This window comes from Lachnospira rogosae (ex Hitch et al. 2025) (assembly GCF_040096455.1).
GTDB lineage: Bacteria > Bacillota > Clostridia > Lachnospirales > Lachnospiraceae > Lachnospira > Lachnospira rogosae.
This window is the reverse complement of the sequence record NZ_JBBMER010000002.1, coordinates 230,219-255,872: the sequence shown is the minus strand read 5'-3', so window position 1 is coordinate 255,872 and position 25,654 is coordinate 230,219. Positions and strand designations below refer to the sequence as shown.

Genomic DNA, 25,654 nt, shown 5'->3' with positions numbered 1-25,654 from the left:
TATGAAGCCCTTTTGCTCATAATATTAATAAATATTTATTGATAATTAGTTATCTACAGTAACATCAGAATTAAAGGTTTCTTTATTGACAAGGCCTTCCTGATTAGCAACGATAGTTGTACATACAGCATCACCAGTGATATTAACGGCTGTTCTTAACATATCAAGAATTCGGTCAATACCCATAATAAGGGCAATACCTTCTGTTGGAACACCTACGCTCTGGAATACCATTGCAAGTGTTATAAGACCTACAGATGGCACACCACTTGTTCCGATTGAAGCAAGTGTAGCTGTTATAATTACTGTAACAAGGTCAGATGGAGAAAGTGTAATTCCAAATATCTGTGCTACGAATATTACAGCAACACCCTGCATAATTGATGTACCATCCATATTAACGGTAGCACCAAGTGGTATTGTGAAAGATGATATTTTCTTGCTTACACCAAGCTTTTTATCAAGTGTGTTGATTGAAAGCGGAATTGTTGCATTTGATGTAGCTGTTGTAAATGCGAAGTTCATAACTGGGAAGAACTTCTTTAGGAACTTAAATGGATTAAGTCTTGTAAAGAGAAATAAAAGTAACTGGTATACTACGAAGCACTGGATAGCAAGTGCGAGTATTACGCAGCCCATATATTTAAGCATTGGAACAAATGCGTCAAAACCAATATTAGCAAATGTTCTTGCGATAAGGCAGAATACACCGATAGGAGCTGCCTTCATAACTGCCATAGTCATTTCCATCATAAGGTCATTGAACTGACTGAAAAAGTTAGCTACAGTTGATGCCTTATTACCCATTTTCGCTAAAAGAATACCTACGAATAATGCAAATACGATAATTGGAAGCATATCAGCAGTTGCAAGTGATTCAACAGGATTCTTAGGTATTATGTTAAGAAGTGTTTGTGTAAGTGGTTGTTTCTCAGTGATAGTTACACTGCTTGTAGATACATTTTCAATTGTAACGCCAATACCGGGATTGATGAGCATAGCAACTGATAATGCAACTGATACAGCAACAGCAGTAGTAAGAAGATAGAAAAGAATAGTTTTAATACCTACTTTACCAAGTGTCTTAGTATCACCGATAGCCATACTTCCGCATATAAGTGAGCAGAATACAAGTGGAACTACAAGCATCTGCATAAGGCGGATAAAACCTTGTCCAATTACATAGAGGACACCCTCAACGATAACTGAATCACGGATATAGCCTGCTGGCATAAAATAGTGGATTAAAACACCACTTATTGCACCGGCTATAAGTGCTATGAATATCTTAGTAGAAAGCCCCATAGGCTTTTTTGTGTTTTTTAAAGATTTTTCCATTCTTTAGCAGCCTCCTGATAAATTAATATATTCTTTAAGCGCATCTTTCCAGTTCTTAGGCTGTTCAATGTGTTCAAGTCTTAACATCATATTATCAAGAACTGAATATACTGGTTTATTATTGTTGGCAGGAACAAGTTTTAACTTGTCTGTTGCATTGGCATATTCAAGAATAGTCCTGGCATATTCAAGACGGCTGCAAGAGCCCTGACATACAGCATGGTATATTCCAAGACACTCATTTTTAATGAAATATTCAATAATTCTGGCTAGCTCAGAAGCACTTGTAGGACACGCATATTCATATTCAGATACAGTGAGTTCATTTACAGAAGGATCTTTAACTGCTGAAAGTACAGTGTTAAGGAAATCCTGTCCTATTCCATATACCCAGCTGCTTCTTAGTATCACATAACGCGAACAGAAAGACTGTATATAAGCTTCGCCGGCAAGCTTACTTTTACCATATATATTTCTAGGATTAGGTGTATCAAATTCATTATAAGAATGATCCTCTGTACCAGAGAATATATCATCTGTAGATATGTGAATTAGCTTTGCACCGATAGACTGTGCCATAACAGCAAGGTTTCGTGTTCCTACAGCATTTACCGCAAATGCTTTGTCAGGATTAGTTTCGCAGCCTGCAACATCACTGTAACCAACGCAGTTGATAATGATATCAGGACGATTAACTCTTGCATAATTGTTGACAGCTTCAAGGTCTGTAACATCGACTTCGTCAACATCAGTAGGGAATATTTCATACTCACGGCAGTCTAAGAGAGCAGAAAGTGCAGTACCAACGTGGCCTTTGGCACCGGTAATCCATATTTTTTCCATATAACCTCCATTCCAGCACTAACGCTTTCGCATAGTGCATTAAATATAATTTGTAATTTAGCTGCATATAATATATGTTAAAGAATAAGTGGGACAGCTTATATTATAATATGTTTATATGCAAACAATTAATTATACAATAAACTTGGTATTTGGCAAGTATTTTAAAAATGAAAATTATGCCATAAGATTTTATCAAGTTATAAATAATTGCTGGTTATAAAAATTATATAAATAGATTACAATATTGGCAAGGTATGGTACAATATATAAGAATATTGATTTTATTGATTAGATGAGGTTATCAGATGAGTTTTGACGTTAAAAAGAAGATAGAAGAATTGAATAAATCAGACATAATAAGTGGCAGTAATGCAAGATATGATATTGTCCTTGAAGAAGAATTAAAAGATCTTAATTCAGCAGGTATTATATTAAGACATAAGAAATCAGGAGCGAGGGTTGTCGTTATATCTAATGATGATAATAATAAGGTATTTTCAATAGGTTTTAAGACACCACCTTTTAACGATACAGGAATGCAGCATATAATTGAACATTCAACATTGTGTGGTTCAAGAAAATATCCTGTTAAAGATCCATTTGTTGAATTGTGCAAGGGTTCACTTAATACATTTCTTAATGCTATGACTTATCCAGACAAGACAGTATATCCAGTGGCAAGCTGTAATGATACTGACTTTAAGAATATTATGGATGTATATATGGATGCAGTGTTCTATCCTGCAATGTATGAAAAGCCAGAGATATTTATGCAGGAAGGCTGGCATTATGAACTTGATAATGCAGATGATGATATCAAGTATAATGGCGTTGTATTTAATGAGATGAAGGGGGCATTTTCATCACCAGATGACGTGCTTTCAAGATATACATTTGTATCATTATTCCCAGATACTGTATACAAGAATGAATCGGGCGGTGACCCTGAGGTTATACCTACACTTAAGTATGAAGATTTCCTTAAGTACCACGAGGAATATTATCACCCATCTAACAGCTATATATATATCTATGGCGATATGGACGTTAATGAAAGACTTGAATATCTTGACAGGGAATATCTATCAGACTTTGATGTATCAGATGTTGATATTCATGCCAATATAGAAAGACAGGCAGCATTTGACAAGCCTGTATATGAAACAAAGCCTTATGCCATAACAGAAGATGAGTCATTAGAGGATAATACTTATCTTTCATATAATGCAGTTATTGGAACTTCTGTTGATGCCAAGCTTTATCTTGCATTCCAGATACTTGATTATGCACTTGTTATGACACCGGGAGCACCTGTTAAGCAGGCACTTTTAGATGCAGGTATAAGCACTGATGTATATTCAAGTTATGAGACATCACTTTACCAGCCTGTATATTCAATAGTTGCCAAGAATTCTAATTCTAAGGAGCAGGACAGATTTGTATCAGTTATCAATGACACATTAGAAAAGCTTGTTAAGGACGGAATTAATGAAAGAACAATAGAAGCTGGAATTAATTATTACGAATTCAAATACAGAGAAGCAGATTATGGTCCATATCCAAAGGGACTTATGTATTATCTTACTATGATGGATAGCTGGTTATATGATGAAACAAAGCCATTTATCCATATAGAGGCGGGAGATACATTTGATGAGTTAAAGAAGAATGCCAGAAATGGATATTTTGAGAAGCTTATAAAAGAATATCTTCTTGATAATAACCACAAGTCAATTATAAGCCTTGTTCCAGAGTATGGACTTGAGAAGGAAAAGGAACAGAAGGAAGCGGACAAGCTTGCAGAGTATAAGAGCACATTGACTAATGACGAATTAGAAGAGCTTGTTAAAAAGACAAAGGAGTTAAAGGAATATCAGGATACTCCATCAAGTCAGGAAGATCTTGAAAAGATACCAATGCTTGAGCTGTCAGACATTAAAAGAGAGCCTGCTAAGGATTATAATGATGTTAAGAGTGTTGATGGAATTAAGATAGTACACCATAATATATTTACTAATAAGATTGCATATATTAATATGTCATTTGACACTAAGTGTGTTCCAGATGAACTTATACCATATATGGGCTTGTTAGGCTCAACATTAAGTCTTATGGATACTAAGAATTATACTTATCCAGAGCTTACTAACGAGATTAATATTAACTGCGGTGGTCTTGCAACAGGAACAGCTCTATATAGCGATAAGGTTGATTTTAGTAAGAATACAATTGTATATGAGGTTAAGAGTAAGGCATTATATGAGAAAGTTCCATTTGTTCTTGGTATGATGGAAGAGATTATGTATAATACCAGATTTGATGACTATAAGAGATTAAAGGAGATAATTGCAAGAATTAAATCAAGACTAGAAGCTTCTCTTATGGGGCAGGGTCATTCAATTGCTATGTTAGAGTGCTGTGCACAGTTCTCAGAGTCGGCTTATTACTCAGATATATTAAGGGGTTACAAATATTATGAGTTCATTAAGAAGCTTGATGAAGAATTTGAGCAGAATAAGACACAGATAGTGGATAAGCTTAATAAGCTTGTTGGATATATATTCAATAAGGATAATGTTATAGTAAGCCTTACAGCAGACGATGAGGGTTATGACTGCTTTGTCAAGGCATTGTCAGCCAAGAGCTGTAATATCAAAGATGAACATTATAATACAGCAGTAAGAAGCTTTATACCGGTTAATGTAAAGACTGGATACACATCAGCATCACAGGTACAGTATGTTGCAAGATGTGGTAATTTCGTAAAAGACGGATATAAGTATACAGGAGCACTTAAAGTGTTAAAGGTTATATTCTCTTATGATTATCTCTGGATTAATGTAAGGGTTAAAGGTGGAGCTTACGGCTGCATGAGTGGTTCATCAAGAAATGGTGATTTCTATATGGTATCTTACAGGGATCCTAATCTTGAAAAGACTAACGATATATACGAGGGTGCGGCTGATTATATAAGGAATTTTAATGTCAGCAGAAGAGATATGGTTAAGTTCATAATAGGAACCATTGGAGAGATAGATGCACCTCTTACACCATCAGCTATTGGCAGCAGGTCATTTACACATTATATGTGCAATTGCACAGAAGATATGTTAAGAAAAGACAGGGAAGAAGTTCTTGATGCGACAGTTGAGAGTATAAGAGAACTTGCTCCACTTATAGAATCAGCAGTTGGGCAGAATTATTTATGCGTAGTAGGTAACCAGAAGCAGATTAATGAGGCAGCAGATTTGTTTGATGAAATAAAGCCTCTTATCGGATAAATGATATTGGATATATAAGGAGAATACGATGAATTTAGATGAAATGCTTAAAGCCAGTGGAATAAGCGGCGGTGCTGCTTCTGGCAACGACAATGTGAAATCGGGATTTGTAACATTTATTGGAAGACCTAATGTTGGCAAGTCTACACTTATGAATAATATTATAGGGCAGAAGATTGCGATAACATCTAATAAGCCACAGACAACAAGAAACAGGATACAGACAGTGTATACAGATGAGAGAGGACAGATTGTATTTGTTGATACGCCGGGTATCCATAAGGCTAAGAATAAGCTTGGTGAATATATGGTAGGAGCTGCTGAGAAGACTATTAATGAAGTTGATGTTGTGTGCTTTATAGTAGAACCAACAACGTATATCGGAGCAGGTGAGCAACATATTATAGAGAAGTTAAAAAAGGTAAATGCACCTAAGATATTAGTAATCAACAAGGTTGATACTGTAAAGAAAGAGGAGATACTTCCTGTAATCGACTGCTATAATAAAGAGCTTGAATTTGATGAGATAATTCCAGTATCAGCAAGAAATGGCAGTAATGTTGATGACCTTGTAACAACAATATTCAAGTATCTTACTTATGGACCTATGTTCTATGATGAAGATACTGTTACAGACCAGCCATTAAGACAGATTGTTGCAGAACTTATAAGAGAGAAGGCACTTCACGCCCTCAATGAAGAAATTCCACACGGAATAGCTGTTGTTATAGATACATTTAAAGACAGAAAGTCATCTAAAGGCAAGATTACAGATATAGATGCAACAATAATATGTGAAAGAGATTCACATAAGGGTATTATCATCGGCAAGGGTGGTGAAATGCTTAAAAAGATAGGAACTAATGCCAGGTATGAGATAGAAAAGCAACTTGGCAACAAGGTTAATCTTAAACTCTGGGTGAAGGTTAAGAAGGAATGGAGAGACAGCGACATTCTTATAAAGAATTTTGGCTATGATAAGAAAGATAACAAGACACAGAATTAATCCGGAGGTGGCAGGGTGGCTGATGTAGTTTCTGTCACAGGATTTATATTGTCGAGTATGCCTGTTGGAGATTATGACAGACGTGTTGTCATACTCAGCAGGGAGCTTGGTAAGATAGCGGCATTTGCCAAAGGAGCAAGACGTCCTAACAGCCACCTTATAGGAGTTACAAGACCATTTATATTTGGAACATTCGAGGTGTACAGGGGCAGGGACTCTTACACAATACAGAAAGCCAATGTTACGAATTATTTTGAGGAGCTTGTAAGCGATCTTGATGGTGTGCTGTACGGATATTATTTTGCGGAGCTGGCAGAATATTATGGCAGAGAAAATCTTGATGCCGCAGATATGATTAATCTTTTATATGTTGCATTTAAGGCACTGGTTAATAAATCATTACCCAATGAACTTGTAAGATATATATATGAGATACGGCTGATAGCCGTTAATGGAGAGTGTCCGGATTTCTTTAGCTGTGCAGGCTGTGGAAGTGAGAAGGAGTTACAGTTATATTCATATAAGGAAAATGGAATGTACTGCGTGGAGTGTGCTGCCTCGTCGGGTGACGGAATAGTGCTTCAATCTTCAACCTTGTATACATTACAGTATATTATTACAGCACCACTTACAAAGCTGTTTAACTTCGTTGTAAAAGCTGATGTGCTAAATGAACTTAAAAAGGTGGTGAATAGAATAGAATTTATCACATTTGATAAACATTTCAAATCCAAAGAAATGCTTGATATTGGTTAAGAGTATATAGGTTTTAAGAAGATATTAATTTTAATAATATATTGGTTAAGATATTACTGATTAAAGTTAAATACAGGATAGGAAGGAAGATTTATGAGTCACAATAACCAGAAAAAGATAGCAGCTATTAATGATTACTCAGGTTTTGGAAGATGTTCTATAGCTGTAGAGCTTCCGATTATATCAGCTCTTAAAGTGCAGTGTTGCCCACTGCCAACATCAATATTGTCTAATCATACAGGTTTTGAAAGCTTTTATTTTGAAGACTTTACAGAAAGTATGCCGGCTTATATAAAGGAGTGGGAGAAGCTTAATCTTAAATTCGATGGAATATGTACAGGTTTTCTAGGTTCGCATAAACAGATTGAGATAGTCAGATATTTCTTTGACATATTTAAGACACCTGATAATATAGTTGTTGTTGACCCTGTTATGGGTGATTACGGTAATCTGTATGCTACATATACTAAAGAAACCTGCGAAGAGATGAAAAAGCTTGTAAGTTATGCCAATATTCTTACACCTAATCTTACAGAAGCCTGTATATTAACAGGCAGGGAATATAATGCAGAGTACGGTAATGAAGAGCTTGAGATAATCGCTAAGCAGTTATCAGATATGGGACCTTCAAAGATAGTTATAACAGGAATTGTCAGAGGTACATATATTGCTAACTATTGTTATGAGGACGGCTGTGGCGGATATGAGATTAAGACAACTAAGGTTGGAACACAGAGGTCTGGAACCGGTGATATATTTACGGCGATAATTGCAGCAGATGCAGTTAATAAAGTTAATTTCCACGAATCAGTAAGAAAGGCTTCACAGTTCATAAAGAAATGTATAATGAAATCAATAGAATTAGAGATACCAGTTACTGACGGAGTGTGCTTTGAGGAGCTGCTTACAACATTAAGATGATTAATGGATAAGATAATAGAATATTAAGATGATAAAATATCAAGATATTAAAATATCTTGATATTTAAGACGTTTGATAATAATGAGAGATAATTAGAAGAATGTTAATGTTAGATGATTTAATAAAAGAAAGAGAGAACAATTATGGAGATATTATATAAAGTACATAATAATCTTTATGTTAATATGACTAATAAATGTCCATTTGCCTGTACATTTTGTCTTAGACAGACTATGGATAGAATTGGCGAGTCGGACAGATTATGGCTTGAAAGAGAACCTCTTGTAAGTGAAGTTATAGATGAATTCGCCAAATGGAATCTTGATGATTTTGGTGAAGTAGTATTCTGTGGTTTTGGTGAGCCTACAGAAAGCTGGGATAAGGTAAGAGAGGTAGCAGCATTTATTAAAAAGACTTACAATAATAAGCCAATCAGAATCAATACTAATGGAGCAGGCAACCTTATCAATGAAAGAGATATAACAAAAGAAATGGCCGGTCTTATAGATACTGTATCAATAAGTCTTAACAATCCTGATAAGGATGAGTATAACAAGCTTGTAAGAAGTAAATTCGGTGATAAGACATTTGATGAGATGATAGATTTTGCGAAGAAATGCGTAGCAAATGGGCTTAATGTTGTTATGACAACGGTTGACACAACTATATCACACGAGGAAGAAGCACAGTGCCGGATAATATGCGATAAGATAGGTGCTTCTTATAGAATACGTCCATGGGAGTCATAATTACACGATATTCACAGTTGAAATTATACAAGGAATGTTATAGAATTAAAAAGATTATTGTGAAGATGCGAAATATTATGGTGTATATGTGTTAAGTACATTATCACCTTATCAATAGATGGCATCTGTATCTTTAGGAGGATTATTGATATGGAAAAGACAATGGAAAAGATAGTAGCTTTAGCAAAGGCAAGAGGATTCGTGTATCCGGGTTCAGAAATCTATGGTGGACTTGCTAATACATGGGATTACGGTAACCTTGGTGTTGAGCTTAAGAATAACGTTAAGAAAGCCTGGTGGCAGAAGTTCGTACAGGAAAGCCCATACAATGTAGGTGTTGACTGTGCAATACTTATGAATCCACAGACTTGGGTTGCTTCAGGACATCTTGGCGGTTTCTCTGATCCTCTTATGGATTGTAAAGACTGCCACGAAAGATTCAGAGCTGATAAGCTTATTGAAGACTGGGCAGATGAGAATAACTATGAGATAGAAGGTTCAGTTGATGCATGGTCACAGGAACAGATGAAGAACTTTATTGATGAGAAGAATATATGCTGCCCAACTTGTGGCAAGCACAACTTTACAGATATAAGACAGTTCAACCTTATGTTCAAGACATTTCAGGGCGTAACCGAAGATGCTAAGAATACAGTATACTTAAGACCAGAAACAGCTCAGGGTATATTTGTTAACTTTAAAAATGTACAGAGAACATCAAGAAAGAAAGTGCCATTTGGTATTGGACAGATCGGTAAGTCATTCCGTAACGAGATTACACCTGGTAACTTTACATTCAGAACAAGAGAATTCGAGCAGATGGAATTAGAGTTCTTCTGCAAGCCTGGAACAGACCTTGAATGGTTCAATTACTGGAGACAGTACTGCATAGACTGGCTTAAGGCACTTGGTATCAAGGAAGATGAGATGAGAGCAAGAGATCATTCACCAGAAGAACTCTGCTTCTATTCTAAGGGAACAACAGATATTGAGTTCTTATTCCCATTTGGCTGGGGTGAATTATGGGGTATTGCTGACAGAACAGATTATGACCTTACACAGCACCAGACAGTATCTGGCGAGGATATGTCATACTTTGATGACGAAGCTAAGGAAAAGTATATTCCATATGTTATCGAGCCATCACTTGGTGCGGACAGAGTGACACTTGCATTCCTCTGTGCAGCTTATGATGAGGAAGAACTTGAAGGAGGAGATGTAAGAACAGTTCTTCATTTCCATCCAGCATTAGCACCAGTCAAGGTTGGTATCCTTCCACTTTCTAAGAAGCTTAATGAAGGTGCAGAGAAGGTATATGCAGAACTTTCTAAGTATTACAACTGTGAATTTGATGACAGAGGTAATATCGGTAAGAGATACAGAAGACAGGATGAGATTGGTACTCCATTCTGCATAACATATGACTTTGAGTCAGAAGAAGATAATGCTGTAACAGTAAGAGATAGAGATACTATGCAGCAGGAAAGAGTTAAGATTTCTGATCTTAAGGCATATTTTGAAGACAAGTTTACATTTTAATATAGGTATTAATTTATGAAATGTGTTAAATGTGGAACAGAATATGAGGGCAATGAGTGTCCCAGATGTAATGGACCTGTAATTAAGATTAACAGCAGTGACTATATGGCTAGACGTAAAGCATATGAAGAAAGCCTGGCAAGAAAAGAGATACAGAAGGTCTTAGACAGTGCAGAAGAAGCTTGCAATGTTTTGTCTGGTGAATCAGAACAATCTGATAAAGATGGCAAGACAATACAGCAGGGAAAGCGTGCAAAGAAGCGTTCGAATAAGGTAAAGAATTATGATGAAGGTGTCTTTGATATAACTAAAGTTGATTTTAATGATGTGGCTGATAAGTTAAAGGCTGGAAGTGAAAAGCTTGCCAGTAAAGCTAAAGGAAAAGCCCAGCAGGAAAAGGCTAAGACCAGAAAAAATAATAATGCTAAGACGGATAATAATGTTAAGGCAGATAATAATATTAAGATGGATAGCAGGATAAGACCACAGACAAAACATTCATATAAGAAAGCAGGAGTAGCTGTCGCCATAGTTATAGTGGCGATAGCTGCTATTTCATTAATTATGGCTGTTTTGTTAAGGAAGAATTCATATATATATATGAGTGATGGAAGCCGCATATATGATGTATCTTCACTTGAAAGCCAGTATATATGTGATGTTAAGGATGCATTATTTGGTCTTGATGAAGTTACATTTTATACACCGGAATGGCCGGAAAATATATCTAAGGACAGTGTGGTTTCAAGTGCTGCAAGTCCGGATGGAAAGTATTATGCGGCAGATGTGTATAATGATGAAGATGAGTTATATTCATTATATGTATGGTCACAGGATGAAAGTGTGGAAGTTGTAAATAATATATATGCACACGAGATATATTATATTTCAGATAAAGGCACAATTATTTACAAAGAAACAGAAACTATCAATGACACAGGAAAGACAGGTGGACTTAAGCTGTCTATGGCAGAGATTACCAATGATAAAAGTTCAGGAAGTCTTATAGGAAAGACTGATACAATAGAAGCCAGTCTTACGCAGGCATATGTATACAGTGACAGCGATACAATTATAATACTTGATAGTGATAACAGATTATATCAGTACAATTATAGCAATAAGAAGCAGACATATGTGGCAGATAATGTGGATAATATATATCCATTAAGTGATACAGATGGCGTGTATACTAAAGGTGCAGGACATCTGAATACATCTGACAAGGCTGATGAATATATATATAATTCACAGGACAATAATTATATTGTTAGTGTTAAGAATGGCTTGGCACAGCAGCTTGATGGCATTGATGGTGCTAATATGACATATATTATTGATAGTAAGAATGATTACATATACTGGGTAGGTAATAAAAAAGTGTCATATGCAAAGTATAAAGACGGAATGGTGTCAGATAAGAAAGAACTTGGCAGCATAGGAAATATGCAGAACATAGTATTCTTAAAAGCATCGGGTGAACTTGTATACATTAATTCAGAGGCAAAGCTTATCAATGCATTAAAGGGTGATAAGACTGTTATTGCAGAGAATGTGAAGGACGGAAGCTTATCGCTTATTAATAATACAAAAGAGTCTATTACTTATATAGATAATGACGGACAGTATTATTTAAAGACACCATCAGCTAAGAAAGTGCTTATGGGAAATGTTACAGATACAGTTAATACATCTGATACAAGTCTTTACAGAAAGAGATTGTATTATTATGGTTCTGATAAGACATTATATTCTTGCGACTTAAAGGGTGGTTCAAAGAGCCAGATAGGAACAGTGGACAGGCTGTGGATTGGAACACATTAAAGCAATTGTATATTAATGAAACAGATATTGCAGCATTATTCTAAGACTTTAAGGTATAATAGGGTATATAAGGACATATATAATAACAAATGTTATAAGAGGTTATTATTATGTCCGGATATATGAAAGTGTTAGCAGAATATTCAGATAAAGCAGGACATAAGGACAGAACAGGACATATAAAAAGAATTACAGGTATAATAACAGCCATAATTATGTTAATTACTTCGGCTGTTATTGTACCTGTTTTTTGCTGTGCAGAGGAAGTATCAGGACCAGACATAGATACACCTTCTGCGATACTTATGGAGGCGGCGACAGGACAGGTAATATATGAAAAGGATGCCGATACAGTTCTTGCACCTGCAAGCATAACAAAGATAATGACGCTTATACTTATATTTGAGGCAATAGAGGACGGAAGCATTAATATGGAAGACCCGGTAACTGTGTCGGAATATGCGGCTTCAATGGGCGGAAGCCAGGTGTTCCTTGAGCCGGGAGAGATACAGAGTGTCAGGACTATGATTAAGTGTATAGCGGTGGCAAGTGCTAATGATGCCTGTGTTGCAATGGCAGAACACATAAGCGGGGCAGAGAATGTATTTGTTGATAAAATGAATGAGAAAGCCCGTGAACTAGGAATGAGCAACACACATTTTATTAACTGCTGTGGACTTGATGTAGATGGACATACATCAAGTGCGAGAGATGTAGCGGTTATGAGCCGGGAGCTTATTAATAACCACCCACAGATAAAAGAATTCAGCAGTATATGGATGGAGAGCATAACACACATTACAAGAAAAGGCGAGAAGGATTTCGTGCTTACCAATACTAATAAGCTTATGAAACAGTATGCCTATGCCACAGGCTTAAAGACAGGTTCAACGAGCAAGGCAGGCTGCTGCCTTTCAGGAACAGCCAATAAAGACGGAATAGATCTTATAGCAGTTGTTATGGCGGCACCGACAAGCAAGATACGATTCAGTGATGCGATAACGCTTCTTAATTATGGTTTTAGTGTGTGCAGTATATATAAAGATGAAGAACCGCTTGATACAGAGAGCATTAAAATCTCATCGGGCAGGCAGGATAAGATTAAGATAACAAAGGAAAAAGACTATTCATATATGTTCATTAATAAATATAACAATGATGATATAAGACGGGAGTGCATAATTAATGATAATATTAAAGCTCCATTAAAAGAGGGTGATGAGGTAGGCGTTATTAAATATTATTACAATGAGGCTTATATTGGAAGTGTTAAGATAATAAGCTGCGAAAATGTTGATACAGCAGGCTTTATGGACACGGTTAAGAAAATATTTAAAAGCTTACTTTAATTAAAGTAGTGCCATTTGCCGTATAATATGCTATATTATTAAATAATATTCATTAAGGGAATCACAAGGACACAATTATGGATTTATTTGATTATATGCGAAAGACTAATCAGGAGAATGATTCTCCTCTTGCGATGAGATTAAGACCAAGAACTTTGGAAGAAGTTGTAGGACAACAGCATATTGTTGGTAAGGATAAGCTTTTATACAGGGCTATAAAGGCGGATAAATTAAGCTCTATTATATTTTATGGACCTCCTGGAACTGGAAAGACTACATTAGCCAAGGTTATTGCCAATACGACAAGTGCGGATTTCTGTCAGATTAATGCTACAGTAGCAGGTAAGAAAGAGATGGAAGATGTTGTAGAGAGGGCGAAAAATAATCTTGGAATGTATGGTAAGAAGACAATACTTTTTGTAGATGAGATACATAGGTTTAATAAGGGGCAGCAGGATTATCTTCTGCCATTCGTGGAAGACGGAACTATTGTGCTTGTTGGTGCAACAACAGAAAATCCATATTTTGAGGTTAATGGAGCCTTGATTTCAAGGTCTATAATATTTGAGTTAAAGCCATTGTCAAAGGAAGATATCAAAGAGATACTAAAGAGAGCTGTATACGATAAAGAAAGAGGTATGGGAAGCTACAAGGCTGACATAGATGATGAGGCTTTGGAGTTTCTTGCTGATATAGCAAATGGCGATGCAAGAAGTGCACTTAATGCGATAGAACTTGGAATACTTACAACTGACAGGTCAGATGACGGACTTATACATATAGATTTAAAGACAGCAGAACAGTGTATACAAAAAAGGGCTGTCCGATATGATAAGACGGGTGATAATCATTATGATACCATATCAGCATTTATTAAAAGTATGAGGGGGTCTGACCCTGATGCAGTAAGTTATTATCTGGCAAAGATGTTATATGCAGGTGAAGATATAAAGTTTATTGCAAGAAGAATAATGATATGTGCAAGTGAAGATGTAGGCAATGCAGACCCTTACGCATTAGTTGTTGCTACGAATGCAGCACTTGCAGTTGAGAGGATAGGTATGCCGGAGGCAAGGATAATTCTTTCACAGGCGGCGTTATATGTTGCCTGTGCACCTAAGAGCAACTCTTGTTATATGGCAGTTGACAAGGCTATGGAACTTGTTAAGACAACCAAGACAGCACCTGTGCCGGCACATTTGCAGGATGCACATTATAAGAGTGCTTCAAAGTTAGGACACGGCATAGGTTATAAATATGCACACGATTATCCTAACCACTATGTGAAGCAACAGTATTTACCTGATGGACTTGAGGACGTAAAGTTCTATGAACCAACAGATAATGGCTATGAGAAGCAGATAAAGACACATTTAAAAAAGATTAATTCGGAGACGTAGAACTGATGAGAGAGTATATTAACAGACTTTCAAGAGGAAAGTTCAGATATGACATTCCAGATATAATACAACCTGATGATGTTATTATAGAAGATGTTATCTGTGACACAATACATAATGCAGAATTTCATATACAGGCGCAAGATGTAATTAAGGGGGTAGTATACTCTGATAATGCCAAGGTGACAGTGCTTACACCGTCATTTGCGGGAAAAGACAGTGATATTAAATACGTTATAGATGCAAGGGGACTTTCAGAGGGGGACAGCATAGAAGGAGAGTTCACGCTTGTTACTAATGCTGGAGAGAAAGAGGTATTATACAGCTTTACAGCAGTTAAAGAAACAGTAGATACAAGCCTTGGAAAAGCGGATAACCTGTTCCATTTTACTAATCTTGTGCAGGTTAATAAAGAAGAAGCAGTAAGCTTATACAGATCCGATAAATTCAAAAAAATATTCTTACAGGGTGATGATGTATTAAATAATCTTTACGATGTCCTGTATGACAGAGAAAATGTATATGAGTCAATGGAGGAGTTCTTAATAGCAATTAAGAAAAAGTCTGCTCTTACTTTCAGTGTTGATAATAATATAAGAGATTATAATATAGATGGTGCTAACGAAAAGGACAGCATAATTATAGAAAAGAACGGCTGGGGCTATATAAAGCTTGACGTACAGTGTGAAGCACCATTTATTAAGATGAAAAGAGGAATAATAACTTCTGATGATTTCATAGGTGATGTATATGAGCTGGATTATATAATAGATGATAAGCTTCTTCATGCAGGCAATAACTATGCGTATATTATAATAAGCTCTTACAGTCATCAGGAAGTAATAGAGATTACAATAAATGGAAAAGAGATTGTTAATGACAGCGGCTTTGATGAACACAGAGAGATAAGAACTGCAAAGAGCAGGCTTACAGCAGAATATCTCCAGTTCAGAATGAAACGCATAACCAAGCAGGAATGGGTTATTAACACTAATAAAATTCTTGACAGAGTTCGTGGATTGAAGAAATCGGACATAATATTTGACGTATTGCAGGCTGGTGTTAATTTTATATCAGGTGATGATTACAATGGAAGCAGAATTCTTGAGAACATTAAGGACAGGGTATTAAGCGATGTTGATAATCATATTGAGTTATACAGTCTTTACCTTTATGTAAGCACGCTTGAAAGAAAAGATGCAGGATATACATCAGATGTAGCCCAGATAGTTACAGAGTGTTATGAACACGGATATGACAGCTGGGTGCTTTTGTGGATATTATTCTATATAGACGGACAGTCTGAGAATAACAAGAGCATTAAGCTTATAAGAATAAAGGATTGCTTTAATGATGGCTGTATAAGCCCGGTTATGTATTTAGAGGCACTTAATATATATAATGCACAGCCAGAGCTGTTAAGGCTGTTTAACAGATTTGAGATTCAGGTGATAGCATTTGGTATAAAGTACAATATGATTACAGAAAAGCTTGCAAAGCAGGCAGCGGCTGTAATTGCCAATGAAAGAATTACTAATAAAGATAATATAGAGATATTAAAAAAACTTTATACAATATATGAAGAAGATGACATATTAGAAGTATTAATATCACATATGGTAAGGGAAGGAATAGCTGGTGAGGAAGCATTTCCATTTTATGAGAAAGCGGTTCTTAGAGGCATAAGAATAACAAGATTATATGAGTTCTATATGGCAAGCATAAAGAAAGATATAAAGGTGAGAATTCCAAGAATTGTCCTTTTGTATTTTACATATGATTCAGGTATTAATTATGAATGGAAGTCCTTCTTATATGCCAATGTTGTCTATAATAAAGCATTCTATAAGGATATATATGATTCGTACGAGCAGATGATAGAACTGTATCTTTATGAGCAGTTAAAGGCCGGCTGTATCAATAATGACCTTATGTATCTTTACAGACAATTTTTAAAGCCACAGCTTATCAATAATGAAACAGCAGAATATGCGGTTAAGTTAAGATTTATGTATCGTGTAACTGCTGATTGCAGTAAAGTAAAAGCTGTTATAGTAAAATGCGGCTATATGAAAGAGCCTGCAATATATGAGATGACAGGCAATGATATATATATTCCGCTTTATATCTCTAACTGTTCTATGGCATTTATCTGTACGGACGGAGTTATAAGAAGAAACACTGTCAATTATGAGATAGAAAAGATATTAGAAGAACCACTGGATATAACATTGTTAGATGAATATGACATTGAAGAGCCATATATAGCTTTATTCAGAGCAGATTATTGCAGAAAGAAGCATATATATAATGCGGATACACCATCTATATATAAGAAAGCGGCGATGGTTAAAGGAGTTACATACGAATACCGACAACTTATTAATTCGTGGCTTATTGAATATTATAAAGAATATTATGAAGGTGAAACCTTTAATGATGAGTACAGTGACCTTATTAAAGATGGTCTTGATATCAATACGGCACAGGGGCTTATTGAAATACTTTTGGAGTACGGAATGTATTATGAGGCAAGGGAACTTATGGAACGCTACGGCTATACAATAGTTCCAGCAGGCAAGATGTTTAAGTTCATAGTACACGAGCTTACTGCTTCGGTTAATAAGGAAAGCTATAAAGATATATTGTGTGAATATGTGTTCAGGAATCATCTGTATAATGAGCTGGTACTTGAATATATGGTTGATAATTATAATGGTTCAGACAAGGATATGTACAGGTTGTGGAAGAGTGCATCTGATTTTGGCGTAAATATTAAAAATCTTTCTGAGAGGGTTATCTCACAGTATATGTTTACTCAGGATAAAGATTATTATGATAAGCTTACACAGGTATTTACAGATTATTATAATAAAGGTGCATCACAGCTGATAGCCAAAGCATATATAGCTTATAATTCATTTTTATATTTTATTAAAGGAAAAAATGTAAGTGACATAACATTTACGGTTGTAAAAGAATGTTACAAAGATAAGATTGGTATTCCTGTAATATGCCTTGCTGCGTGGCTTAAAAAAGTATCAGAGAATATAAAAGAATTGAATAAACCAGATATTAAAGACACAGCACAGAACATTCTTGATGAATTATGTGCAAAAGAGATAATTTATGATTATTATAAACGTTTTAATGGTGTTCTTAATATACCGTATAATGCCTGTGGTGTTACAGTGATTGAGTATTATGGCAATCCTGATAATAAAGTTGTCATTAATTATAAAGTCAATGATGCTAAAGAATATGCAAGTGCAGTTATGAAATGTGATAACTGCGGAGTATTTACATACAGACTTTCATTGTTCTATAACGACAAGGTTATATATAATTATACAATTGGAACAGACACTAATACGAAGGAATATAACATATTGTACGATAACCTTAATGATGGAGATAATAAGGGCAGATTTGATGCAATTAATGAATGTCTTGCAAGCGAGGAGCTAAGGGATATGGTTACATTAAAGAAGCTTATGGAAAGCTATGCAGTAGAAGATTATGTGACAAAGCAGTTGTTTGTACCAGAGAATATGAGGCAGTAAGACTAAATTCCTGCTAAGAATGGAGATAGTTATGAACGATACAGATTTGATAATAGGAGTGGAGCTGCTTGAGGATAATATGCAGATGTGTGTGTATGACAGTGAGTTAAAAGCACCAGTGGCAGCAGATACCGAAAAAGACAAAACTTTATCAGAGAATATAAAAGCTGTTATTAATAAGAAAAATGCCAGCAGTGTAGCTTCTATATGTGTTGTTGTTCCTGATTTTACCAAAGATACACTGGAGATTGTAAAGGAGGAGCTGTACAATGCAGGTGTTGCAAATGAGCAGTACCAGATAATAAGCAGAATAGAAAGCTTTGCATATTATGCGTACAGCCAGAAGAAGGAACTTTATCAGAATGGTACAGTGCTTATGGATTACAATGCTTCGGGAATTGATGTATACAGATTGTACTGCAATAAGATTGGTGATATGCAGTACATATTACAGGAGCATACATTAAGCCAGCCTGAAGGAAGTACAATAGAAAAGGCTTCACATTCCGTTACCTTGTATATGACAGAATATTTTAAGAAGCACAGGGCTTCAAGTGTATATCTTACAGGTATGGGATTTGATGTGGACAGGCTTCCAGATGAATTCACCAAAGTATTAGTTGCAGGAAGAAAAGCATTTGTTGGGCAGAATTTATATGTAAGAGGTGCGTGCTTTGCAGCGTTGGAGTATATATCTCCACAGGTATTTGGTAATGTGTGCCTTCTTACAGATGGCAGGATAAAAGCTGATATTGAAACGGATATATCAGAACACGGACGTCCTATGAAGTTTAGAATTGTCAAAATGGGAACTAACTGGTATATGGCAGAAAGAACAATTGATTTTATTATTGAAGATGTGTCGGTTATAAATTTCCAGATTATATGGCCGGACGGAAAATATATAGAAAAGCAGGTTGATATAAGCTCTATTCCTTACAGGGAAGGAAAGACAACAAGAATATCAATGAATGTAAAGGCATCTTCACAGGATAAATGTATTGTTACAGTAAAAGACCTTGGTTTTGGTGAGATATATCAGGCATCGGATAGTGTTATAGTTGAAGAACTGGATTTAAGTGAGGCAGATGTATGAGTGCAATGATTTTGTGCAGGGGGAAGGTTGCAGACAATCCTTTATATATAATGCAGTCAGGTATCAGATTGTATACAGAAGAAGAACTGTGTTATTATATTTACAATAATATATATATACTTACTAATGATTTTATCAATGATGAGCTTATAACATTTCTTAGGGATGAAGTGGGAAATACAGCACTTGCCCAGAGATTAACCATAATGAAAAGTAATAATGAGCTGTTGGCAAGTATGCTTGTCACAATACTTAAATCAGTTGATTATTATTCTTTGGAACAGATTGAAAAGATAAGCGAAATACTGAATACGCTTGATAATCAGAATGCTTATGAAAGACTTGGATTAAGAGGGGACAGTTTTCTTTCTAATGAGTGCTTCTATAAGGCGGTTGACTGTTATAAGCAGATTATAGATGAATACAGCAATGCTGCCCCGGCAGCGTTCTTAGCAGGTGTGTACCATAATATGGGTGTTGCACTTGCAAGAATGTTCTTATATAATGAGGCTTCATACAGCTTTATGAAAGCATATGAGATAGGACAGCATAAGAATTCATACAAGTGTTACCTTGCGGCAAAGTGGTTTATGGATAAAGACGGAAGTGTTATTAATGAAGATGTGCCAGAGGAGGAGTATATCATAAGAAGAAAGATAGAACAGCTTATGGATAATGCAGCTTATCAGGACGAGATTAGAAAGCTTAATGACACAGAGAAGTATAAAAATGCAGGAGATGTGGCAGGGTATCATAAAGTATTAGATGATATTCTTACCAATTGGAAACAGGATTATTATAAATATACTGCGAGGTGATAAGACAAGTGGGATTATTCAAATTCTTAAAAAATAATTATGACAGTGATGAGGATTTAAAAGACCTTGAGGAGCTTGTGTATGAAGATGAGAATGGATTTAGAAATAAACGTTCTATTAATGATATGATACACAGCTATCAGGTGGGTTCGTATACTGGCAGTAATCATAATGATGATCTGGAAGAAGAATTATATAAGACGGCTGGCAGTGATGCATCTGCTGATGAATCCAGAGGGCTGACAGAAAAGACTAAGAAACAGCAGGCAGATGTGTTAAAGGAAGAAGAAAAATATGACCACCTGCTTAACAGTATACAGGCACAGACGCTTATAAGAACAGTTGATAAGGTTAATCTTGGCGGAGCGGTCAATAATACGCAGGATAATCTTGAAGAGGTTGACACGGCAGGATTTACAGGCTCAGAGGTTGGGAGCTTTGTTAAAAGCCAGTGTGATATTATGGAGGAAGCTTCAAGATATATAGAGAATGCCAAGGTAGAATATGACAGTGTAACTGATTATTATGAGGATATACAAAGAATCGAGAATGCACCGGAAGATATAAAGCTTAAGCTTATGTATGCGGCAGACCGTGTTGATAATCTGTCGGTTGACAGGCGTATTTTTAAATCACCGGAGAACAAGCTTTCCAACAAAGTGTACCGTATGATGGAATCTTATGAGGAAGATTTTCCAGAGGCACTTGTAAAGCTGAGGCACGATGAAGAAGATTACAATACAGTATTAAAGAATGTAAGAATGATTAAGGGTGAGAGGTCAATGTATCGTATAGAGGCAAATGACCTTGTGAAAAAACAGCTTAGAATTAAGAAGTATTCAGTACTTATGCTGGCACTTCTTGTAGGGGTGTTTGTTATATTTCTTCTTATATCAGCGGCTTCACCAGATGATGAACACATTGGAATGTTCATAACAGTTGTAATACTTGCACTTACGCTTTCGCTTGGTCTGTTTGCTTATCTTAAATCAACAGAACGAAAAGTGTATGTGACAGAGGTAAAGCTTAATAAAGCAACAGCACTTCTTAATAAGTACAAGATAAAGTATGTAAATGCTGTAAATGTGCTTGAATATGAATATAGCAAATATGCGGTAAAGAGTGCATTTGAGCTTGAGCAGAAGTTTCAGGCATATGTTGAGATGAAAGATGAACAACGTAAAATACTTGAGATAACAAGTAATCTTAATGAGGCAGAAGCGGAGCTTACAGATATATTAAGACAGCTTGGTGTAATTGATACACATATATGGATAGGACAAGTTAAGGCGATACTTAATCCTAAAGAAATGGTAGAGGTAAGACATAATCTTTCCATAAGACGCCAGAAGTTAAGAGAACAGATAGAATATAATGAATCAAGAATAGAAGATGCAAGAAATAATATTAAAAATGTGACTAAAAAGAATAAGGTGCATGCCAAGGAAGCTATGCAGGTTCTTGAGATTTATGAGAAAAGACATAAGAATAATTAAAATAATACTTGCGAAATATGAGCATTGTGTTACAATTGAGAGTGGTTTTTTGCGAAATGATTAACAATGTGTAAATAGCGCAAGAAGGAGGATAAGATGAAAGAAAGACTTGATGCAATCAAAGAAAATGCGTTGTCACAGATAAAGGCAACAGATTCTCTTGATAAGTTAAATGATATCAGAGTTGCTTTTCTTGGTAAAAAAGGCGAGCTTACTGAAGTTTTAAAGGGTATGAAGGAGGTAGCTCCTGAGGACAGACCTAAGGTTGGACAGATTGTCAACGAAACAAGACAGGCAATTGAAGAAGTATTAGAGGCTGCCAAGAAAGAGCTTGCTGCCAAGAAGAGAGAGCTTCAGATGAAGGCAGAGGTAATTGATGTAACACTTCCAGCCAAGAAAGCTGAACTTGGACATAAACATCCTAATATGCTTGCGCGTGAAGAAATAGAAAAGATATTTATAGGAATGGGATACGAAGTTGTAGAAGGTCCAGAGGTAGAATATGATTATTACAACTTTGAGGCACTTAATATTCCAGCTAACCATCCAGCAAAAGATGAACAGGATACATTCTATATCAATGATAAAGTTGTTCTTAGAACACAGACATCACCTGTTCAGGCAAGAGTTATGGAAAAAGGCAGACTTCCAATAAGAATGATTTCACCTGGACGTGTATACAGAGCAGATGAAGTTGATGCAACCCATTCACCTTGCTTCCATCAGGTTGAAGGTCTTGTAATTGATGAGAACATAACATTTGCTGACCTTAAGGGAACACTTGCAGAATTCGCTAAGGAGTTATTCGGTGAAGATACTAAGGTTAAGTTCAGACCACATCATTTCCCATTCACAGAGCCTAGTGCCGAGATGGATGTAAGCTGCTTTAAATGTGGCGGCAAGGGATGCCGTTTTTGTAAGGGTGAGGGCTGGATTGAAATACTTGGCTGCGGAATGGTTCACCCACATGTATTTGAAATGTGCGGAATTGATAAAGATAAATATACAGGTTTTGCGTTTGGCGTAGGTCTTGAAAGAGTTGCCCTTCTTAAATACGAAATCGATGATATGAGATTGTTATACGAGAATGATACAAGATTCTTAAAGCAGTTCTAATTAATAATAAGTGGAGGATAAGTATGGATACATCTATTAAATGGATAAAGGACCTTGTTCCAGGTTTAGAGTGTACAAATCAGGAATTCAGAGATGCTATGACTCTTTCAGGTACTAAGGTAGAATGTTTTAATGAGCTTGATAAAAATCTGGATAAAATTGTTGTAGGACAGATTGTTTCAGTAGAAAGACATCCAGATGCAGACAAGCTTGTAGTATGTCAGGTGAATGTAGGAAATGAAACTGTTCAGATAGTTACAGGTGCTCCTAATATTGAACCAGGAACAAGTGGACAGAAAGTTCCAGTTGTTCTTGACGGCGGACGTGTGGCTGGCGGACACGATGGAAGTCCACTTCCAGAAGGTGGAATTAAGATTAAAAAAGGCAAGTTAAGAGGCGTTGAGTCTTATGGAATGATGTGTTCAATTGAAGAACTTGGTTCATCAAGAGAATTCTATCCAGATGCAGCAGAAAATGGTATTTATATATTTGGTGATGATGCCAAAGTAGGAGAGAGTGCTGTAGAATATCTTGGACTTGATGATACAGTATTTGAATATGAGATTACTAACAACCGTGTAGACTGCTATAGTATCCTTGGTATCGCAAGAGAGGCAGCAGCTACATTCAGAAAGCCATTCAATCCTCCAGTTGTTAATGCTACAGGCAATAGCGAAGATGTTAATGACTATATTAAGATTGAAGTAGCAGCTAAGCAGCTTTGCAAGAGATATACAGCAAGAGTTGTTAAGAATATAAAGCTTGCTCCATCACCAAAGTGGATGCAGCACAGACTTATGACAGCAGGCATCAGACCTATTAATAACATAGTAGATATTACTAACTATGTTATGACAGAATATGGTCAGCCAATGCACGCTTATGATTATGATACAATCGCTGATAAGAAGATTATTGTAAGAACTGCTGCTGAGAATGAGAAGTTCGTTACACTTGATGGACAGGAAAGAACACTTGATTCAGAAGCACTTCTTATATGTGATGGAGAAAAGGCTATTGGTCTTGCTGGTATTATGGGTGGTGAGAACTCAATGATAACAGATGATGTTAAGACAATGCTTTTTGAAGCTGCAACATTTGATGGAACTAATATAAGAAAGTCAACTAAGAAGATTGGTTTAAGAACAGATGCTTCTGGTAAGTTTGAGAAGGGCTTAGATCCAGAGCTTGCACTTGAAGCTATGAACAGGGCCTGTGACCTTATAGAACAGTTAGGTGCAGGTGAAGTAGTTGGCGGTGTTGTTGATATATATGATGAGCCGGTATCTAAGAAGAGAATATCATTTGAACCAGATAAGTATAATGCACTTCTTGGAACAAATGTATCAAAGGAAGATATGCTTTCATATTTCAAGAGACTTGAAGTAGAATATGATGAAGCTTCTAATGAGCTTATTATTCCTACATTTAGACAAGATCTTAACAGAGATGCAGATATTGCAGAGGAAGTAGCAAGATTCTTCGGATATGATAATATTCCTACAACACTTCCAAAGGGTTCTACAACAATGGGTAAGATACCATTTGAGAGAAGTATTGAAGATGTAGCAGGTGAAGTTGCACAGTTCTGTGGATTCTCACAGGCTATGACATATTCATTTGAAAGCCCTAAGGTATTTGATAAGCTTAAGCTTGCGGCCGACTCAGAATACAGAAAGACAGTGGTTATCTCTAATCCATTAGGAGAAGATTTCTCAATAATGAGAACACTTCCTGTTAATGGTATGCTTACATCATTATCAACTAACTATAACAGACGTAATAAGAATGTTAAGTTATATGAGCTTGCAAAGGTATATCTTGCAGCAGATGATGTTAACGAGCTTCCAGATGAGAGAGTTATGTTCACGCTTGGAGCATTTGGAGATGTTGATTTCTTCCAGATGAAGGGTGTAGTTGAAGAATTCCTTGAAAGAATTGGAATGAGAGTTAAGCCGGAATACAATCCAGAGGCAGGAATTACATTCCTTCACCCAGGACGTCAGGCAGAGATTATCTATGATGGAACAAAGATTGGCTATATGGGTGAATTACATCCAGATGTAGCAGATACTTATTCATTAGGCGACAGAACATATATTGTTGTTATTGACCTTTCAATTGTAACTAAGATGGCAAGCTTTGACAGAAAGTTTGAGGGTATTGCCAAGTTCCCAGCAGTTACAAGGGATATAAGTATGGTTATGCCTAAGTCAGTTCTTGTAGGAAAGATTGAGAAGATAATCGAGAAACGCGGCGGAAGCATACTTGAGAGTTACAAGTTATTTGATATATATGAAGGTGCCCAGATTAAAGAGGGCTACAAGTCAGTAGCATATTCAATATCTTTTAGAGCTAAGGACAGAACACTTGAGGATAAGGATATCACACCAGTAATGGAGAAGATATATAAAGACTTAAGTGATAATGGAATCGAACTTCGTATGTAGTGAGCGAAAGAAAAAGCAAGCGACTGCGTAGCAGGCATTTGCTTTTTCTGAGCCACTAACGAACGAATAGTTATGCGAAGCAGAACGATGGAGCACATAAGTGCG

17 protein-coding genes are annotated in these 25,654 nt (G+C 36.1%); 15 read left to right on the top strand and 2 right to left on the bottom strand.

Annotated elements, in window-relative coordinates; translation table 11 throughout:
- Window positions 1-45 precede the first annotated feature (45 nt).
- Window positions 46-1,338: a dicarboxylate/amino acid:cation symporter gene (locus tag WMO14_RS03540; protein WP_022503201.1), complete on the bottom strand. Its 1,293-nt coding sequence runs from the start codon at window positions 1,336-1,338 to the stop codon at window positions 46-48.
- A gap of 3 nt (window positions 1,339-1,341) precedes the next feature.
- Window positions 1,342-2,181 carry a dTDP-4-dehydrorhamnose reductase gene (rfbD, locus tag WMO14_RS03535; RefSeq protein WP_022503202.1) on the bottom strand — a complete coding sequence of 280 codons (840 nt, stop codon included), beginning with the start codon at window positions 2,179-2,181 and terminating at the stop codon, window positions 1,342-1,344.
- 308 nt (window positions 2,182-2,489) lie between these two features.
- Between rfbD and WMO14_RS03530 the strand changes: the two genes are divergently transcribed.
- From WMO14_RS03530 to pheT, 15 genes are all read left to right on the top strand, one after another.
- On the top strand, window positions 2,490-5,465 hold the full coding sequence (locus WMO14_RS03530) for an insulinase family protein (RefSeq protein ID WP_082437064.1): 2,976 nt from the start codon (window positions 2,490-2,492) through the stop codon (window positions 5,463-5,465).
- 28 nt (window positions 5,466-5,493) lie between these two features.
- The gene (gene era / locus WMO14_RS03525) at window positions 5,494-6,471 is read left to right on the top strand and encodes a GTPase Era (RefSeq protein WP_082421519.1); all 978 of its coding nucleotides are present in this window, start codon (window positions 5,494-5,496) and stop codon (window positions 6,469-6,471) included.
- Between the two features lie 15 nt (window positions 6,472-6,486).
- Window positions 6,487-7,227 carry a DNA repair protein RecO gene (recO, locus tag WMO14_RS03520; protein WP_022503205.1) on the top strand — a complete coding sequence of 247 codons (741 nt, stop codon included), beginning with the start codon at window positions 6,487-6,489 and terminating at the stop codon, window positions 7,225-7,227.
- A 93-nt stretch (window positions 7,228-7,320) separates the two neighbouring features.
- A complete protein-coding gene (locus tag WMO14_RS03515; RefSeq protein WP_022503206.1) occupies window positions 7,321-8,148 on the top strand; it encodes a pyridoxamine kinase in 828 nt (275 codons plus the stop codon).
- Between the two features lie 144 nt (window positions 8,149-8,292).
- A complete protein-coding gene (locus WMO14_RS03510; protein ID WP_022503207.1) occupies window positions 8,293-8,898 on the top strand; it encodes a TatD family nuclease-associated radical SAM protein in 606 nt (201 codons plus the stop codon).
- Window positions 8,899-9,048: 150 nt separating this feature from the next.
- Complete coding sequence (locus tag WMO14_RS03505) at window positions 9,049-10,437, top strand: glycine--tRNA ligase (protein WP_055306149.1); 1,389 nt, start codon at window positions 9,049-9,051, stop codon at window positions 10,435-10,437.
- 15 nt (window positions 10,438-10,452) lie between these two features.
- Complete coding sequence (locus WMO14_RS03500) at window positions 10,453-12,261, top strand: hypothetical protein (RefSeq protein ID WP_349153288.1); 1,809 nt, start codon at window positions 10,453-10,455, stop codon at window positions 12,259-12,261.
- A gap of 179 nt (window positions 12,262-12,440) precedes the next feature.
- On the top strand, window positions 12,441-13,610 hold the full coding sequence (locus WMO14_RS03495; RefSeq protein WP_439655287.1) for a D-alanyl-D-alanine carboxypeptidase family protein: 1,170 nt from the start codon (window positions 12,441-12,443) through the stop codon (window positions 13,608-13,610).
- 77 nt (window positions 13,611-13,687) lie between these two features.
- The gene (locus WMO14_RS03490; RefSeq protein ID WP_022503211.1) at window positions 13,688-15,010 is read left to right on the top strand and encodes a replication-associated recombination protein A; all 1,323 of its coding nucleotides are present in this window, start codon (window positions 13,688-13,690) and stop codon (window positions 15,008-15,010) included.
- A 5-nt stretch (window positions 15,011-15,015) separates the two neighbouring features.
- Window positions 15,016-18,573, top strand: a complete 3,558-nt coding sequence (locus tag WMO14_RS03485) for a DUF5717 family protein (protein ID WP_022503212.1) — start codon at window positions 15,016-15,018, stop codon at window positions 18,571-18,573.
- A gap of 31 nt (window positions 18,574-18,604) precedes the next feature.
- A complete protein-coding gene (locus tag WMO14_RS03480; RefSeq protein WP_349153286.1) occupies window positions 18,605-19,669 on the top strand; it encodes a DUF5716 family protein in 1,065 nt (354 codons plus the stop codon).
- Complete coding sequence (locus tag WMO14_RS03475) at window positions 19,666-20,487, top strand: hypothetical protein (protein WP_022503214.1); 822 nt, start codon at window positions 19,666-19,668, stop codon at window positions 20,485-20,487. Before WMO14_RS03480 ends, WMO14_RS03475 begins: the two co-directional genes overlap by 4 nt.
- 8 nt (window positions 20,488-20,495) lie before the next feature.
- Window positions 20,496-21,983, top strand: coding sequence for a hypothetical protein (locus WMO14_RS03470; protein WP_055174127.1), 1,488 nt, complete (start codon window positions 20,496-20,498; stop codon window positions 21,981-21,983).
- Between the two features lie 96 nt (window positions 21,984-22,079).
- The gene (gene pheS / locus WMO14_RS03465; RefSeq protein ID WP_022503216.1) at window positions 22,080-23,099 is read left to right on the top strand and encodes a phenylalanine--tRNA ligase subunit alpha; all 1,020 of its coding nucleotides are present in this window, start codon (window positions 22,080-22,082) and stop codon (window positions 23,097-23,099) included.
- A gap of 23 nt (window positions 23,100-23,122) precedes the next feature.
- Complete coding sequence (gene pheT, locus WMO14_RS03460) at window positions 23,123-25,549, top strand: phenylalanine--tRNA ligase subunit beta (protein WP_349153285.1); 2,427 nt, start codon at window positions 23,123-23,125, stop codon at window positions 25,547-25,549.
- Window positions 25,550-25,654: the final 105 nt, after the last annotated feature.